This is a genomic window from Ruegeria sp. AA6 (genome assembly GCF_056542865.1).
The window spans coordinates 245227-261838 of record NZ_JBQGAN010000004.1 but is presented as its reverse complement, the minus strand read 5'-3'; the positions used below and the strand labels follow the sequence as shown (position 1 = coordinate 261838).

General features: G+C 58.6%; 16 protein-coding genes and 1 tRNA gene. 13 read left to right on the top strand and 4 right to left on the bottom strand.

Annotation, left to right across the window (positions count from 1 at the left end; genetic code table 11):
- Positions 1 to 120: 120 nt before the first annotated feature.
- From ACR0LN_RS08575 to ACR0LN_RS08565, 3 genes are all read left to right on the top strand, one after another.
- Positions 121 to 1143, top strand: a complete 1023-nt coding sequence (locus ACR0LN_RS08575) for a GlxA family transcriptional regulator (protein WP_480429045.1) — start codon at positions 121 to 123, stop codon at positions 1141 to 1143.
- Between the two features lie 415 nt (positions 1144 to 1558).
- Positions 1559 to 2365, top strand: a complete 807-nt coding sequence (locus tag ACR0LN_RS08570) for a VOC family protein (protein ID WP_170464508.1) — start codon at positions 1559 to 1561, stop codon at positions 2363 to 2365.
- Complete coding sequence (locus tag ACR0LN_RS08565; RefSeq protein ID WP_170384192.1) at positions 2362 to 2691, top strand: hypothetical protein; 330 nt, start codon at positions 2362 to 2364, stop codon at positions 2689 to 2691. Before ACR0LN_RS08570 ends, ACR0LN_RS08565 begins: the two co-directional genes overlap by 4 nt.
- A 338-nt stretch (positions 2692 to 3029) precedes the next feature.
- Here the strand turns inward: ACR0LN_RS08565 and terL are convergent, their stop codons facing one another.
- From terL to ACR0LN_RS08550, 3 genes are read right to left on the bottom strand one after another with little or no spacing between them, the layout of a single operon-like run.
- Positions 3030 to 4508, bottom strand: a complete 1479-nt coding sequence (gene terL, locus ACR0LN_RS08560; RefSeq protein WP_480429044.1) for a phage terminase large subunit — start codon at positions 4506 to 4508, stop codon at positions 3030 to 3032.
- Positions 4495 to 4926 carry a DUF5681 domain-containing protein gene (locus tag ACR0LN_RS08555; protein WP_170463294.1) on the bottom strand — a complete coding sequence of 144 codons (432 nt, stop codon included), beginning with the start codon at positions 4924 to 4926 and terminating at the stop codon, positions 4495 to 4497. Before ACR0LN_RS08555 ends, terL begins: the two co-directional genes overlap by 14 nt.
- A complete protein-coding gene (locus ACR0LN_RS08550) occupies positions 4919 to 6313 on the bottom strand; it encodes a site-specific DNA-methyltransferase (RefSeq protein WP_254439165.1) in 1395 nt (464 codons plus the stop codon). The genes ACR0LN_RS08555 and ACR0LN_RS08550 overlap by 8 nt, the downstream gene beginning before the upstream one ends.
- A 448-nt stretch (positions 6314 to 6761) precedes the next feature.
- Between ACR0LN_RS08550 and ACR0LN_RS08545 the strand changes: the two genes are divergently transcribed.
- From ACR0LN_RS08545 to ACR0LN_RS08535, 3 genes are read left to right on the top strand one after another with little or no spacing between them, the layout of a single operon-like run.
- Positions 6762 to 6992, top strand: coding sequence for a DUF3489 domain-containing protein (locus ACR0LN_RS08545; RefSeq protein ID WP_170554399.1), 231 nt, complete (start codon positions 6762 to 6764; stop codon positions 6990 to 6992).
- On the top strand, positions 6989 to 7405 hold the full coding sequence (locus tag ACR0LN_RS08540) for a DUF2924 domain-containing protein (protein WP_170464512.1): 417 nt from the start codon (positions 6989 to 6991) through the stop codon (positions 7403 to 7405). Before ACR0LN_RS08545 ends, ACR0LN_RS08540 begins: the two co-directional genes overlap by 4 nt.
- Positions 7402 to 9081, top strand: a complete 1680-nt coding sequence (locus ACR0LN_RS08535; RefSeq protein ID WP_480429043.1) for a recombinase family protein — start codon at positions 7402 to 7404, stop codon at positions 9079 to 9081. The genes ACR0LN_RS08540 and ACR0LN_RS08535 overlap by 4 nt, the downstream gene beginning before the upstream one ends.
- A gap of 375 nt (positions 9082 to 9456) precedes the next feature.
- Here ACR0LN_RS08535 and ACR0LN_RS08530 read toward each other — a convergent pair.
- Positions 9457 to 9546: transfer RNA gene (locus tag ACR0LN_RS08530), tRNA-Ser, on the bottom strand.
- 201 nt (positions 9547 to 9747) lie between these two features.
- On the opposite strand from ACR0LN_RS08530, the gene ACR0LN_RS08525 reads away from it, so the two are divergent.
- The 7 genes from ACR0LN_RS08525 (at position 9748) to ACR0LN_RS08495 (ending at position 16610) form a co-directional block, all read left to right on the top strand.
- On the top strand, positions 9748 to 11103 hold the full coding sequence (locus ACR0LN_RS08525; RefSeq protein ID WP_480429042.1) for an SPOR domain-containing protein: 1356 nt from the start codon (positions 9748 to 9750) through the stop codon (positions 11101 to 11103).
- A 70-nt stretch (positions 11104 to 11173) separates the two neighbouring features.
- Positions 11174 to 12286 (top strand): D-alanyl-D-alanine carboxypeptidase family protein, encoded by a 1113-nt coding sequence (locus ACR0LN_RS08520; protein WP_480429072.1) that lies wholly within the window; start codon positions 11174 to 11176, stop codon positions 12284 to 12286.
- Positions 12283 to 12906, top strand: a complete 624-nt coding sequence (tmk, locus tag ACR0LN_RS08515) for a dTMP kinase (protein WP_480429041.1) — start codon at positions 12283 to 12285, stop codon at positions 12904 to 12906. Before ACR0LN_RS08520 ends, tmk begins: the two co-directional genes overlap by 4 nt.
- A gap of 10 nt (positions 12907 to 12916) precedes the next feature.
- Positions 12917 to 14038, top strand: coding sequence for a DNA polymerase III subunit delta' (locus ACR0LN_RS08510; RefSeq protein ID WP_480429040.1), 1122 nt, complete (start codon positions 12917 to 12919; stop codon positions 14036 to 14038).
- Positions 14035 to 14841 carry a TatD family hydrolase gene (locus tag ACR0LN_RS08505; protein WP_480429039.1) on the top strand — a complete coding sequence of 269 codons (807 nt, stop codon included), beginning with the start codon at positions 14035 to 14037 and terminating at the stop codon, positions 14839 to 14841. The genes ACR0LN_RS08510 and ACR0LN_RS08505 overlap by 4 nt, the downstream gene beginning before the upstream one ends.
- Entirely contained in the window at positions 14838 to 15635 is a 798-nt protein-coding gene (locus ACR0LN_RS08500) for an MBL fold metallo-hydrolase (protein ID WP_480429038.1), read from the top strand. Before ACR0LN_RS08505 ends, ACR0LN_RS08500 begins: the two co-directional genes overlap by 4 nt.
- A gap of 42 nt (positions 15636 to 15677) precedes the next feature.
- Positions 15678 to 16610, top strand: coding sequence for an AEC family transporter (locus ACR0LN_RS08495; protein ID WP_480429037.1), 933 nt, complete (start codon positions 15678 to 15680; stop codon positions 16608 to 16610).
- Positions 16611 to 16612: the final 2 nt, after the last annotated feature.

The following is a 16612-nucleotide window of genomic DNA, read 5'->3' as shown; positions in this document are numbered from 1 at the left end:
GGGTTTGGCGCGCTCAGTGGCGATTTTGCCAGTTTTGCGGCATACTGGACAAGCGATTATGGCAGACCGGTCATAACCGGGCCGTTTTGGACATTCTTTGAAAGAAGGGGGATTTCGACCATGGCGAAGAGGCCGCAGATTCTGTTGCTGGCCGCGCCAGAGACCTCAGCCTCAGTGCTATATGGGCTTTATGATGTGTTGATGTCGGCGGGGGCTGTTTATCTGGATATGGTGATTGGCAAGCCGGGGGATGAATTACTGGACGTGAAGATTGTCAGCGCCAACGGAAAGCCATTCCGTTGTATCGGCAATATCCCGGTAGAGCCACACGCCGCCATTGGCGATGTCGCGAACCCCGATGCGGTGATTGTCTGTGACATGTACACTACGATCTACGATGTGCCGCACGGACGCTACCCGCGCGAGATTGCCTGGCTAAAGGGGATGCACGCTGGCGGGGCGCTGGTGTCGTCGGTCTGCTCGGGATCGCTGCTCTTGGCCGAGGGGGGCTTGCTGGATGGCCATCGTGCCACGGCGCATTGGGCCTATCGTGACATGTTCCAGCGACATTTCCCCAATATCTCGTTCCAGACGGACTCGGTGCTGTGTCTGGCCGCAGAGGAAGATCGGATCGTTACCGCCGGGGGCGTCAGTGCCTGGCATGATTTGGTGGTCTACCTGATTGCACGCTTCTGTGGCTATCAGGTTGCGATTGAAACCGCCAAGGTATTTCTGATCGGGGGGCATGCCGAGGGCCAGTCGCCCTATGCGGTTATGACCCGGCCTATGGAGTCTAACGACGGCCCGATCACCGACAGTCAGGAATGGATTGCCGAGCATTATGCCACCGCCAACCCGGTGGAGAAGATGGTTGAGCGATCCGGCCTCAATCCGCGTACCTTTTCACGCCGGTTCCGAACGGCCACGGGCTTTGCCCCAATCGAATACGTGCAGGCGCTGCGGGTTGAAGAAGCCAAGCAGATGCTGGAGACGGATCAGATCAGCAATGACGAAGTGGGCGCCGCCATCGGCTATGACGATCCGGCGTCCTTTCGACGAGTCTTCAAGCGCGGTACTGGCATGACACCCGCTGCTTACCGTAAGAAGTTCCAACGAATTGCCCGGATCGCACAACCGGCGTGAAGCACAGAGTTGCAGACGTTCATTCATCGCGCAGAATTTTGCACATTGGGCTCGGTGCGGTCATTCGCCGAAATGTCGCGAGCGACCGCTGTGCGGACGGAGCTGCCTGATGCGTCCGCAGCGAAAAGCACCTTGATTGCTCGACCGATTCACTGTGTTGTCAGCGGCGGCGCGGCATCATTTCTAAAAACCGGACATTCGAATCGTGTAAAAGGTCCAAAACCAATCCCGCCATTCACTGCACGGCCGTCGGATGTTTCACATGCGGCCGTAATCGCCGTTTGCTGAAATGCCGCTCGGGTAGATTTCCTTGAAAACCGAACACCGACTGACCGTCAAGTGACGGTTGATTTGGCGGAGCCGGCCTGATTAACTCACCGAGTTCGACCAAAGTGAATTGTTGGGATTTGATTTGATGATGAACCGCAGAATGATGCTGGGAACTTCCCTGGCTGCGTCGGCACTGCTAATCGCCGGATGCGTCGCTACGCGTCAAAGTATCGTGCCCGGCAGTTTTGCTTGGTTTGATCTGATCACCAGCGACCCTGATGCGGCGAAGTCCTTTTATGGCGGCATGTTCGGCTGGCAATTCGGATCCCCGGCCAGTGACGGGTATATTCCTGTCAGCGGAGGTGGAGAGGCGCTAGGCGGTGTGATTGCTTCTGACGATGCGGGCTCTGATGTCGAGTTTCCGTCGCAATGGGTCCCCGTGCTGACCGTCGTCGATACCATCGCGGCAACGAAGATTGCCCTGGGCAGGGGTGGCAAGCAGGTCAGGTCTCCCTTCGCCACATCTGCCGGGACGTTCTCTACCATTCGCGACGCAAGCGGGGCGTTGCTGGTGCTGTATGACGGGCCGGGCGGGTTCCCGCTGAACGGTTCACTGCGGGAGAACACATGGTACTGGGCCGATCTTCTGACTGACAACCCCAGTCGGGCCCGGTCTTTCTATCACGCGCTCGCCGGATGGGAGACCGCGCAGAAGAATGGTCAAACCGTCTTTTCCAGCGGTGGCGCCGTCCGTGGCGGGTTGGTGCGGATATCCCGACGCAAAGCGGAACCGACATGGCTGCCCTACGTTGGTGTCTCGGATATCGGTCGGGCCATTGCCCGGTCTCAGGAACTGGGCGGAGGCCCGCTGACCGTCGCCGAAGATGCAGCCGTGCTGCTCGATCCCACCGGCGCGGCGGTTGGGGTGTCGCTGATCGGAGGTGCGGCATGATGGTGCCCATACTGCGCCTGACCTTGCCCGTGGCTCTTGTCGCTGCGACCTTCGCACTGACCGCCTGCGGGCCTACCACTGGCCAGCCCAACGTGCGGACCGGCGTTTCCGTCCATGTCGGCTATGGTCGTGGCCCCTGGTGGCGCTGGGGTGGTTACTATCCGCGCCCGCCCGGCGTTCTGCCGCCCGATGTCTTGCCACCTGAGCCCGGCTTGCCGATCGAACCCAGCCCGCCAATTGCGGTTCCGCTCCCGGAACCCGATTTTGGTGGCGGCAATTTCGGAGGGTTTGACGGCGGCTTTGATGCTGGCGGTTTCGATCTCTGACCCGGCAATCCTGCTGAGCAATCAAGGTGATTTCGCTGCATCAGCGACCGGCAGAAACGTCCGCGTTGCAGACACGGCCCCTTCAGTCTTCGCTGCGGACCAAACGAACGTCCGGTTCTAATGCTGCCCTGCGGCTGGCCAAGAGACACTGCGGGATGCCGCAGTTGCGAACTTGACAGAAGCAGGGTGTCTCCCTTGGGCTCAAAGCCGTCATCCGACGGCATTAGCGATTAGACCGGTTTGTGGCTGCGAGCGGTCATTGGGGCCGCTCTCAGGATTGGTCCGACATCGGCCCTCCCAGTACTATTCAACGAGTTTTCAAGCTCAACTCCGAGATCCTACCGTCGCCTGACCCTCTCTCGATTACGCTCCCGACGTTCGATGTTGATCCGGTGGTCGCGGCCCAATGCCCGGTAGAAGCCCGGTCCCTTGGACCAGTTCAGAAAGTGGGCAAAGCTGTCGACCTGATCGTCGTTGCGTCCGCGTGGAAAGGACTGAAGCTCCCGTTTGAATACCGGCAGCCAGGATGCATCTGCAGGCAGATAAACCTTGCCCTCTTCGACAGGACCGCAAGCGGACTGGAACCGGGTTTCCTTGTCCTTGTCGGGTTTAATGCGTTCGTAGCGCCGACGGTCATCACGAAACAATTCGTCCAAAAGAGGTTTGCCGGAGGCCGCATCTTCGATCAGGACACGATCGGGATCCCAACGGCCGACCAGTTGCAGTGCCTTGGCTTTCAGGTCTGGGTAGTCTACCTGCCCGCGCCAGACGTCGATAAGATACCACGCATTTTCGCGGAACCCCCAGGTTGTACAGACAGAGAAATCAGACCGGGGGTCTGCCGACATGCCCGTATCCCAGCTCTGAACCACCAGTTGGAACCAGCGGCGATCTTCGATGGTCTCGTAGGTGCCAAACCACTCCCAGCGCAAGGGCGACCCGTCGGGAGCAATGGGGTTCTGCTGATACTGGCAATTGAACACGGCCGCGCCCATTTCGCGACGCTTGGTATCCAGCGTTTGCTGATCCAAACGGGACGGGCACAGGAGATCACCCGGTTTGCGGTGAATGACCCTTCCACGCCCAAGAGGAACCCCTTCATGGTCTTCGGCGATGGCAGGCAGATTCAGATGCCGATAGGTCCCGCGTTCGAGCAGATAGCCCGGCGGATCCATCTCGTGCAACCGTTGCGCAACCATAACCACGCGCCCTTCGGCCGGATTGTCGAAGCGCGACAACAAGGTCCCCTCAATGAACTCCTGTGCCTTGATCAGCTCGGCTTCGGAGCCGGCATCTCCGGCTTTCAGCAGGTCATCGATGATGATGTAGTCGGCGCCATGACCGGTGACAAAACTTCCAATGGAGACAGCCTTACGGCTGCCTCCCTTTGTGGTGCGGATTTCTTCTGAGGTATTGCCCTTTCTAGCCAAGACCGTTTCAGGGAACATTTCCCGGTACCAGCGCGCAGACATGATCCGACGACAATCTTCGGAATGTTTGCGCGCCAGATCCAACCCATAGCTGGCAACGATGATCTTGGCGCTGGGGTTATGACCGAGAAGATAAGCGACATATGCAACAGCCACGGTGACCGATTTCAGGCACCGGGGCGGAATGTTGATGATCAACCGCTTGTTCTCGCCGATGCGTACGTTGTCCAACTCATGGCACATAGCACGCACATGCCAGGCCGGATCAAAGCTGCGGTCTGTCCCCTGATGCAGCGTGCCAAACACACGCCACACGAAGGGAAAGAAATTGTCCCGGCAAACCTCGCGAGCGGCTTGCACGACGATTTTTGGATCAGGAGTCGTCATCTTCCGCCTCCTCGTTTTCCAGATCACCGTCACCGTCCAGTTGGCTGGAAAAGAAATCCCGGAGGATGTCGTAGTCGACAGCGTCCGGCTCAACCGCACGGACGCTTTCTTGCGCGTCCAATTCACTTGCGTTGAACAGATCTGTGTCCAGCTTAAGCAGCGCCATCAACAATTTCGTGTCGCCCTTCAACGCGCCTGCTGTGAACCGCTTGGCAATTGCCTCAGCCTTGGAAATCCGGATTTCGTGGCTGCCTTCGCGAACCGTAATCTTGGTTTCCAATTCGCGTTTCAAGCTGGCATTCACCCCTTTGGCACCTTTCGGCCGCCCTTTCGGATTGCCAGAGCGGCCTTTCTTGAACCGGGTCGCTTTGGGCGGCTTGCCGAAACCCACCTCGTAGTCTTTCGTATCGTCAGACATGATCCGCCTCCAGCTCTGAAGTGGCATCGGTTGCCGCAGAATGCGCATCGAACGTCTGGCCGGTCACCGCGTGCACGGCGTTCTCACCAGTCATCTCCTGCCAACGGCGGATGGCGACATCGACATAGGCCGGGTCGAGCTCAATGAGCCGCGCCCGCCGCCCGGTTTTCTCTGCTGCCAGCAAGGTCGCCCCGGACCCGCCAAAGGCGTCTAAAACAACATCGCCGCGATGGCTCACATCCATGATGCCATCCGCCACCAAAGCTGTCGGTTTCACCGTGGGATGATCTGAGAGGTCAGCTTCGCGCCCCGCCCCAAAGCTGGTCACACCGGCGTAATCCCAGACGTTGGTCCGGTTGCGCCCGTGTTTGCCCAGCTCGACGTTGTTGATGTGCGGCGCACCAGGCTTCTTGAAAATGCAAATCAACTCATGCTTGGAGCGATAAAGGCTGCCCATTCCCCCGTTGGTCTTGTTCCAGACGCAGAGATTGATGAGATCAAAGCCACCTGCCTTGCCCGCCGCAATCAGTTCTTCGATATGACGCCAGTCCATGCAGATCATTGCAATACGCCCGTCTGGCAGACGGCCAAACAACTGGGTGATCACGCCTGAAAGAAAGCCGCGGAACTCGCTATCCGACATTTCCCCCGACGCCATGGCAAACTCGCGGTGTTCGGCGCTATTGCCGGACCGCACATGCCCATTGACCGGCACGTTATAAGGAGGATCGGTGAAGACCATCTGCGGGCGCTCGCCTTCCAGCAAGGTGTCGTAGCTCTGGGCTTGAAGGGCATCCCCGCAGAAGATGCGATGATCTCCGAGAACCCAGAGGTCGCCCGGCTCCGTGATTACGGGTGCCGCAGGGTCCGGGGCCTCTACACTTTCCGCTTCCGTCTCCGTGGCCTCGCCCGCACTATCGATGATGATGTCGATCTCCGGTGCCTCGAACCCCATGATTTCCAGATCAAAATCCAGCTCGCCATCAAGGCTGAGATCCATCAGCTCGGCAAACTCAATCTGCAGAGCAGCTTCGTTCCAGTCGGACAATTCCGCCAGCTTGTTGTCCGCAATGCGCAGAGCGCGCACTTCCGCTTCTGACAAGTGATCCGCGACAACAGTCGGTACGGAATTCAACCCCAGGGCCTTGGCGGCTTCATAGCGGCCATGACCCGCGATGATTGTGCCCGAACCATCCAACAGGATCGGAGTGACAAAGCCAAACTGGGCCACCGATGCCTTCAGTTTGTCGACATTCTTGGCCGCGTGCACGCGGTTGTTGTTGGCGTAGGGCTTGATCTGGCTGATCTGGGATTGGATAACTTTTTCGGCCATCCAGATAGGCGTATTGGACGCCTGGACGTCGCTGTGTGTGTTTTTAGCAGGCATAACCGCCTCCTTTTGCGTGACGCCGCGCGGACGTCGAGATGGAGGGATCGCGTTGGAAAATCGGAGAGAGCACAAATCGCAACTCCCCGGACCAATCGATCCGAGACGTTGCTCCTTTGAATGCTCTCTGCGGAAACCTGTGTTTCCAATGAGTGCTGCCTGCGGGAGCAGTTTCCCGCCCCGATAGTCCGGGCGATTAGGTCGAATGTAGGTGCCATCAATACGAGACGCAACCCCCCAAACTAAAAGTAACCAATTAAGATTGTTGACGAATAATCGGGGGTACGGCAGCGTCGCACTTCAAAACACACGCCTCCAGTAATCGTTTCAGAAAGAGCTGGACTGTTGCCGTAAACCACGCATCACTGAACCTACGCCCGAGCCATTCGGGCGCTCCTCGGTACCGGGGTTCGGCATCTCGCTGACCCAAGATCAGAGGAGACAGTTCATGTCCAAACGGAAGCAAACCAAAATTGACAAGGTTCAAGCTTTGTTGCGTCGCCCGAGCGGCGCCAGCCTTGAGGCGCTCTGCAAAGCAACGGGGTGGCAGCTTCATTCGGTCCGAGCGGCTCTAAGCGGCCTGCGGAAAAAAGGCGTCACAATTGAAAGGCGGACATCCGACAAACCAGATGGTTCTTCCACCTATCACCTGACGGTGGGAACAGGAGAAGAGTCATGACCAAGACTAGCGATGTTGCCGATCTGGCCGTCATGGGACGATCGGATCTGGTCACGCTTTGGCAGCAACTGTTTGATCAACCCGCCCCCGCCATGCTCAGCCAACCCTTTCTGCGCCGCTTTATCGCCTTTGAGATGCAGTCCCGCCGTCACGGCGGGCTACCCCGGCAGGTCAAAGCCACGCTGGAAAAGGGCTCTGGGAAGAAACCCCGGCCTACATGCCCTGCCCTAAAACCCGGCGGGCGCCTGCTACGCGAGTGGAATAGTGTGACCCATGTAGTCGACGTTACAGAAGACGGCTTCACTTGGAACGGTCGGTCCTATCGCTCACTCTCGGCCATCGCCCGAGAGATTACCGGCGCGCATTGGTCAGGGCCGCGTTTCTTTGGGCTCACCGGCAAGGCGGCCAAATGAGCCCGCGCCGTAAAATCCGATGCGCCATCTACACGCGCAAGTCCTCAGAAGATGGTCTGGATCAGGACTTCAATTCGCTGGATGCGCAATATGAGGCCTGCGCGGCCTATGTCGCAAGCCAGCGACATGAAGGCTGGACCCTGTTGTCCGGGCGCTACGATGACGGTGGCCTGTCGGGCGGCACCCTAGAGCGACCCGCCCTTCAGCGCCTTCTTGAAGAGATCGATGCCGGGCGTATTGACATGGTGGTGGTCTACAAGATTGACCGGCTGACCCGGTCGCTTGCCGACTTCTCTAAGCTGGTCGACCGGCTGGAACAGGCAAACTGTTCTTTTGTGTCCGTCACGCAGGCCTTCAATACCTCATCTTCCATGGGCCGGTTAACGCTGAATGTGCTGTTGTCCTTTGCTCAGTTTGAACGGGAAGTCACCGCCGAACGTATTCGCGACAAGATTGCAGCGTCGAAGAAGAAGGGGCTTTGGATGGGTGGCAACCTGCCTCTGGGCTATGATCGCCACCCCGATCCGAAGGCAAGAACGCTGGTGGTGAATGAAGAGGAGGCCAGAACGGTCCGGCATCTCTTTGGGCTTTATGACGAGCTTGGTTGCCTGCGCAAAGTAGAAGAACGGGCAAAGGCAGAAGACCTGCGGTCAAAACGGGTTGTTCGGACAGATGGCAGTGTGAAGGGGGATTGTCCGCTGTCACGGGGTCAAATCTATTACCTGCTGCGCAATCCGGTCTATCTCGGAAAAATCCGCCACAAGGATAAGATCTGGGACGGACAACATCCGGCGATCATCGATCAGGACATCTGGGACCGGGTGCAGGAAAAAATGCGACAGGCCTCCAACCGCTCGCGGGCACGCGGCGACTCCGATGCGCGCCAACACTCCACTGACCCCGGGGCCTGGCTCACCGGTCTGCTGTATGACGAAACTGGTGATCGGTTGACGCCGACCCACACCACGCGCAAAGGCCGACGGTTGCGCTACTATATCTCCAATCGACTGATCTCAGGCGGCAAGGATATCTCTGGCTGGCGACTGCCCGGCCCTGCGCTGGAAAACGCGGTCATTGATGTCATCGTCAGACATTTGCAAGACGCCGCCGCGGCGCACCAAGTACTGGCGCAGCCGGAGGCCGGGTCAGCCGAGGCAGTTCAGACTTCAGTTGCGGATTTAGTAACCCGGCTTCTAGGCCATGGCTGTCAGATCGGCGCTGCTCTTCTGGCCAAAGGCAAACTTGCACGAGGACAGATCGACCTCGAATTTAACCCCAAAACTCTGGCAAGCGCACTTGGCATCGCCGCCGATCATCTGCACCCGGATCTCACCCACGTCACCGCATCTTTCGATCTGCGCCGCCGCGGCGTCGAGGCTAAGGTCATTGCCGGGGACGTGGCACCCCAACCTGATCCCCACCTCCGGTCCATGCTGATCCGCGCACATGGCTGGGCCCGTGATCTGAAGGCCGGAGTTCAACTGATGGAGATTGCCCGCCGCGAAAGCGTCCCTGACGCCTTCATCCGCACCCGTGCTCAGCTCGCCTTTCTCTCACCAAAAATTCAAACGGCGATTCTCGACGGGACCCAGCCGCCCGAACTCACACTCAAGCGTCTGGTCAGCGTGACCCACCCACTTGAATGGTCCGAACAGGAACGCCTGTTCGGCTTCTGACATCTCCAGCTCCTGCGTCCCTGATACAGACTTCGCCCTCCCTGATCCGGCGGAACAATTCCCTGTTCGCACGAGGAAATTCCCTGTTCCACCTTTTAGGGAATTTGCAACATAAACCTCTGAGAAACATACAGTTCTGATAGAAGAAATGACGGAAGTCAGTCCCGGTTTGCGAAAATTCCCTGTAAATTGCAGGTTATCAGGGAAATCCAGCCCAAAGCGACCCCGCTAAAATGCGACACTGAGACTGGCGCCTGAATTGTCCTCTGAATGTACGGTTTGCTTCGTCTCTGATTAAAAGCGCATGCGCCAACGCGCGGGAATTGCGTAACAATTCCGGATCAGAAAATACAACTGAAGTGAGACAGGTATGAGTGGCGGGGAGACAGGGATTCGAACCCTGGGGACGCTCTCACGCCCAACGGTTTTCAAGACCGCCGCATTCGACCACTCTGCCACCTCCCCGCGTGAGGCTGGGTCTACGGCGAACTTGAAACGGTGGCAAGAGCAAATAAGGAAATCTCGCCGAAGCAAGCGCAGCGGCCTTTCCATGAACCCCTGCCCGCGTTATGATTTCATTGAGGACCGTAACAGACCGGCAGAATAGAACCGGCAAGCAGCGGCGGGGTCTTGGAAGCAAGCCCCCTTCAGGCAAGGGATGACAAAATGAAACGAGCGACTGAGACACGCGCACAACCGCGATCTTTGGCGGCATTGGTCGTAGCATTGGCAGTTCTGGCCGGTTGTGAAGAAACGTTGTCACCAGATGGGGAATCGTCCGAGGCAGCGACTGAAGACACGCAGAAAGGCAACCCTATTGAACTGTTTCCATCTGCGTTGGCTGGATCTGGGCCAACCGTTGAAGCGCCGGAAGCCTTCCAAGTGACAGAGGCCGGTTTGTGGGACGGTCGGCCCTCTCTGGGTGGTATATGGGTGGCCCACCCGGATGTGACCCAGCCCGAACGTGTCGTCATCAAGAACACAACGAACAATAAGTCCATTAACGGCGCTCTGTTCCGGCGCGAGAGAAACCTGCCCGGGCCGACTTTGCAATTGTCATCCGCAGCGGCAGAAAAGCTAGGTATTCTTGCTGGATCTCCGACCAAAGTCGAAGTCATCGCCCTTCGGCGTAAACCAGTTGAGAAAGAAGAGGCACCGGCGGCCCAGACCGCAGACGAGGCACCAGCGGAACTAGAACCCAAGACGCAGGACGACGCGATCGAAACGGCATCTGCTGACAAGGAAAAACCAGCCAAGCGCAAGTGGTGGCAAAAGAAAGAAACCGTTGCGGCGGCAGGCGTAGCTGGAGCCGCTGCAGCAGCGACCGCCGATAACGCAACCGAAGTGACCTCGACCGCCGCTGAAGAAGTTATCGAAGCAACTGCTGACGCCGCCCCAACTGCGAACCATTCAGACCCCGGGGTCACACCATCTGAGGCACAGCCCAAGAAACGTAAGTGGTGGCAAAAGAAAGAAACTGTTGCGGCGGCAGGCGTTGCAGAAGCCACCACCGCAGCGACTGCCGAGGACGCAACCGAGGCGACCTCGGCAAATGAAGAAATTGTGGAAGCGACTGCAGAGCCCACGCCGACAGCAAACCTGTCGGACCCTGAGGTCATAGCGCCGGAGGCACAGCCAAAGAAACGCAAGTGGTGGCAGAAGAAAGACCCTGACGCGATCACGGAAACGCCTCTGGATCCCATTGAAGGCGCCGCAGCAGCCATCGAAGCCTCGGCACCGACTTTGGTCAGTGCAAACACAGCCGCTGCAGAAACGGCATCTCGCTCTTTGAAAAAGCCGTTTGTGCAGGTTGGAACTTTCAAAGTTGAAAAAAACGCCAAGAGTGCGGCCTCGAAAATCGAACGAAACGGCATACCCGCACGTGTTCGCGAACTGAAGACCGGCGACAAAACGGTCTGGCGCGTTCTTGTTGGCCCGGCAGCCAATCGCGCGGAACGCAACGCGATGCAGAGCGACGTAAAGGACCTTGGCTTTACCGACGCGTTCACCGTCAAAAACTGAAACAAAGGAGGCCCCAGTGCTATCCTCACTGCGATCATCTGTTTTGACCCTCGGGCTGGCATTTCTAGCAATGCCCGCTCATGCTTTCGATACAACCGCCCGCGCGGCTTATGTAATCGACCAGACGACCGGCACGGTTCTGCTGTCCAAAGAGGCCGATCAGCCCCTGCCGCCCGCATCGATGTCCAAATTGATGACGCTTTATGTAGCGTTTGAGGCGTTGCGCGATGGTCGTCTGACCTTGGGTGAAACACTGCCCGTATCCGAACACGCGATGAGCTATGGCGGTTCGACCATGTTCCTGAACACCCAGGATCGTGTCACCGTCGAAGACTTGCTGCGGGGCATCATTGTACTGTCAGGCAACGACGCCTGCGTAGTCATCGCCGAAGCGCTCAGCCCCGATGGGACAGAGGCCGGTTTTGCTCGCTACATGACCCAGCGCGCAAAGCAGATGGGTATGGATAACTCAAACTTTGCCAATTCGAACGGCTGGCCTGCGGCCGGGCACATGATGTCTGTCCACGATCTTGCTGTCTTGGCGAACCGGTTGATCTCGGATTTCCCGGAGTATTACCCGCTGTTCGCCGAGGAAGAGTTTGAATTCGACGGTCGCGCGCCCTCTAACAAACGCAACCGCAACCCCTTGCTCAAGCTCGGGATCGGCGCTGATGGCCTAAAGACCGGGCACACGCAAGAGGCTGGCTATGGCCTTGTCGGCTCGGCCAAACAGGGCGACCGCCGCGTGATATTTGTGCTCACCGGCCTCGATAGCACAGGCACACGGGCAGAGGAGGCTGAGTCCGTGGTTAACTGGTCGTTTCGAAATTTTGTCGAGAGGACAGTTGCCAAGGCGGAAACGCCGATAGCCGATGCCAAGGTTTGGATGGGTGCCCAAAAAACCGTAGGTCTGGTGCCGGAAGAGGATCTGTCGCTGTTGTTCCCGGTATTGGGAGACAAGAATATCGAAGCCGAGGTGGTTTATGACGGCCCCATCAATGCACCTATCGAAAAAGGCCAGCAATTGGCTGAACTGGTGATCAAGCCCGAGGGACTACCGGAAATCCGGCGCCCACTAGTGGCAGCTGAAAGCGTTGCTGCCGGCGGCTTCGTGGTGCGGATGATGACCGTGGGTGGTATTATTCTCACCGATGTAATCGGCAACCCATTGGATGCACTGTGACGAAAACTGGGTTGTTTCTGACCTTCGAAGGCATTGACGGATCGGGCAAATCTTCGCAAGCACGCATGCTGGCGGGTCATTTGCGCAGACTTGGGCATGATGTCGTTCTGACCCGCGAACCTGGCGGTTCTCCCGGGGCCGAGGAAATCCGCCGTCTGGTTCTGGAAGGCGACCCCGATCGCTGGTCGGCTGAGACAGAACTGTTACTCTTCACCGCCGCGCGCCGGGATCATCTGGAACGCACCATCGAACCGGCCCTAGCCGCAGGCAAAGTGGTGATCTGCGACCGCTTCGCCGACAGCACGCGCATGTATCAAGGTCTGTCGCGCGGCAACCTTCGCGGTGTGGTCGATCAGTTGCACACGCTCATGATCGGGCGCGAGCCGGACCTGACCCTGCTGATAGACATGGACCCTCAAACCGGACTGACCCGCGCCAAGGGGCGGCAAGGCACCGAGGAACGCTTTGAAGATTTCGGCATCGACCTGCAGCAAAAGATGCGGGCCGGGTTTCTGGCATTGGCTGATGAATTCTCGGACCGGTTCCGTGTGATTGACGGCAACCGGGACATGGACAGTGTTGCACAGGATGTGACAGAAATCGTTCTGCAAACCTTGTGACAGGCGATTGATGACCGACGACACCCCATCCCCGGATCAGGCCTCCGGAGCGCCACACCCGCGCGAAACCCAGAACCTGTTTGGGCAGGCAGAGGCCGAGCAGGCGTTCCTAAGCGCCTACACCTCGGACCGACTGCATCACGGCTGGCTTTTGACCGGCCCGCGTGGGGTGGGCAAAGCAACGCTGGCGTGGCGGATCGCGCGGTTTCTGTTGGCAACTCCTCCGGTCGAGGAGGATGGGCTGTTCGGCGCACCTCCACCGCCTGAGGCGTTAGAGATCGACCCCGACCATCCCGTCGCCCACCGTATTCTGGCGGGTGCGGAACCCGGCCTTGCCGCAATCACAAGATCCGTGAACGATCAGGGACGGTTGCGCAACGAAATCGTGGTCGACGACATCCGCAAGCTTGGGAAATTCTTCGGCCTGTCCTCGGCCGATGGCGGGCGGCGAGTTGTGATCGTGGACTCGGCTGATGAAATGAATGTCAGCGCGGCCAATGCCCTGCTAAAAATGCTCGAGGAACCGCCTGCGCGCACAACGCTACTGCTGGTCTCGCACCAACCTTCACGGCTTTTGCCGACGATACGGTCCCGCTGCCGGACCCTGCGCCTGTCGCCCTTGGGGGCCAAGGATATGCAGGCGGCTCTGACGCAAACGGGCGCGGAATTGCCCGCGCAGACCGACCACCTTGCCGCACTGGCCGCCGGGTCCGTTGGCGACGCGGTGCGGCTGATAAATCTCGGCGGGTTAGAGATTTATGCCGAACTGATCGCTATTCTGGGCACCCTGCCTCGAATGGATCGGCAACGCGCACTTGCTCTGGCCGAGGCCGCCGCACAGCGCGGAGCAGCCGAGCGGTTCGAATTGCTGCTCACTTTGATTGACGTCGCCCTATCCCGCCTTGCGCTAACTGGCGCGACGGGCGCGTCACCTATTCCCGAGGCCGCCCCGAATGAGGCGGAAACGCTAGCCCGCTTGTCCGCGTCACCACAACAGGCGCGCCAATGGGCTGAGATCGCTGCGACAATCACGGCGCGGGCGCGTCATGGTCAGGCCGTGAACCTTGACCCTGCCGCTCTGGTCCTAGATACGGTGTTCAAGATACAGGAAACCGCCGGTCAGAGCAGATGAGCAACACCCCCCAGATCACCGACAGCCATTGCCATCTGGACTTCCCCGATTTTGAAGGGCAGCTGGACCAGATCATCGCCAACGCCGCCGAGGCTGGCGTGACCCGCATGGTCACGATCTGTACGCGGCTGCGCAACGAACCCAGCGTTCGCGCCATTGCCGAAGCTCACGCGCCCGTCTTCTACGCCGCAGGCACGCATCCGATGAGCGCGGCAGATGAACCGATGGCAAGCGTCGACGAGCTGGTCAAGCTGGCGCAGCACCCCAAGTTCGTAGGTATTGGCGAAAGCGGTCTGGACTATCACTACACCGCCAACAGCGCCGACGTGCAGAAGCAATCGCTGCGCATCCACATCGAGGCCGCGCAACGCACTGGCCTGCCGCTGATCATCCACGCCCGCGCCGCGGATGAAGATATGGCCCGTGTTCTGTCCGAGGAACATCGCAACGCGCCCTATTCCTGTGTCATGCACTGCTTTTCGTCCTCAGCGAAACTGGCCAAAGCGGCGCTGGAGCTGGGGTTCTACCTGTCCATGTCCGGCATCGCCGCTTTCCCCAAAAGCCAGGAATTGCGTGATATCTTCGCTGCCGCGCCAGTTGATCGCGTTCTGGTGGAAACTGACGCGCCGTACCTTGCCCCACCGCCCTATCGCGGCAAACGTAACGAACCGGCTTATACCGCCCACACCGCCCGCAAAGGGGCCGAGGTTTTCGGCATGGAGTACGCTGATTTCGCAGCCCAGACACAGGCCAATTTCGATCGGCTGTTCACCAAGGCGGCGATTTATAAGGCGGCTGCATGACTGAATTGCGCTGCACCATCCTTGGCTGCGGCTCGTCCGGCGGCGTCCCCCGGTTGGGCGGACATTGGGGCGACTGCGATCCGCAAAACCCGCGCAACATCCGCCGTCGTTGCTCGATGCTGATTGAGCGTGACGGACCCGAAGGCACCACCTCTGTCTTGATCGACACCACCCCGGATATGCGAAGCCAACTGCTGAGCACCGGAACCGGACGGCTGGATGGCGTCGTCTATACCCATTCGCACGCCGACCATGTCCATGGCATCGACGACCTGCGCATGATCGTGTTCAACATGAAAGAGCGCGTACCGGTTTGGGCCGACGGCGATACCCAGAACGCGCTGCTTGGTCGGTTCGGTTATGCCTTTATCCAGCCCGAAGGTTCGCCCTACCCGCCGATTTTGGACCTGAAGTCCATCGATGGCCCGTTTGAGGTCAACGGCCCTGGTGGACCGATCCCGCTGCACCCCTTTAAGGTCAATCACGGCTCGATCGACTCTCTTGGATTCCGGATGGGCAATTTGGTCTACCTTCCAGATGTGGCAGAATTCTACGACGACGCCTGGAAGATGATGGAAGGGCTGGACTGTCTGGTCATCGACGCGCTGCGGCGGTCCCCGCACCCTACCCACGCGCACTTGGAAAAAACGCTGGGCTGGATCGATCAACTAAAGCCTAAACGCGCGGTGCTGACCAACATGCATATTGACCTCGACTATGCCACGGTCGAGGCCGAGACCGCTGATCATATCACACCTGCCTACGATGGTATGGTGATCCATCAAGCTCTTTAGGGCGCGGGTGATGCGAGCTGCGCGATCACCGCGGGTGGCAAGATGCTGCAAAGCCTGATCGACGTCATCCTGCCTGTTTTCCTCGTGATCGGAGCTGGTTACGCCGCCACATATTTTGGGTATTTCAAGGAAATCCACATCGACGGATTGATGAAGTTCACCCAAGGCTTTGCAATCCCTTGCCTGCTGTTTCTGGCCATTGCCCATCTGGACCTGACCACCAGCTTCGACCCCCGACTGCTGTTCAGCTTTTACGGCGCCGCGTCGTTGTGTTTTACAGCCGGTCTTTTCGGTGCCCGCTTAATCTTTCGACGCGAGTGGGAAGATTGTATAGCCATTGGATTTTGTTGCCTGTTTTCAAACTCGGTTCTGCTGGGCTTGCCGATTACCGAACGAGCGTATGGCCCCGCGAACCTAGCCGGCAATTACGCGATCATCGCTTTCCACGCCCCGTTTTGCTATTGCATCGGTATCACCGTGATGGAGGTGGTACGGCACCGCAGCAATGGCGGCAGGCATATGGCCCGCGCGGTACTGACCGCAATGTTCCGCAACGCGCTGATCCTTGGCATCGCACTTGGGTTTATCGTCAATTTGTCTGGCATCAGGGTGCCGATGGTCGTGGACGACGCACTTGGATTAATAACCCAGGCCGCCCTTCCCGGCGCTTTATTCGCCCTGGGCGGCGTATTGCTCAAATACAAACCCGAGGGCGACCTGCGCGCAATTACCTATGTTTGCAGCATCTCATTGTTGCTACACCCCGGCCTCATGTGGTTGTTCGGCTCATCGGCAGGGCTACCGCAGGATTTGCTCCGCTCGGGCGTACTGACAGCCGCGATGGCACCCGGTTTCAACGCTTATATCTTTGCCAGCATATATGGCCGTGCCAAACGCGTCGCAGCATCATCAGTTCTGATTGGCACAGCAGCTTCGATTCTATCGGTCTGGTTCTGGCTGAATCTTTTGGGCTGAAA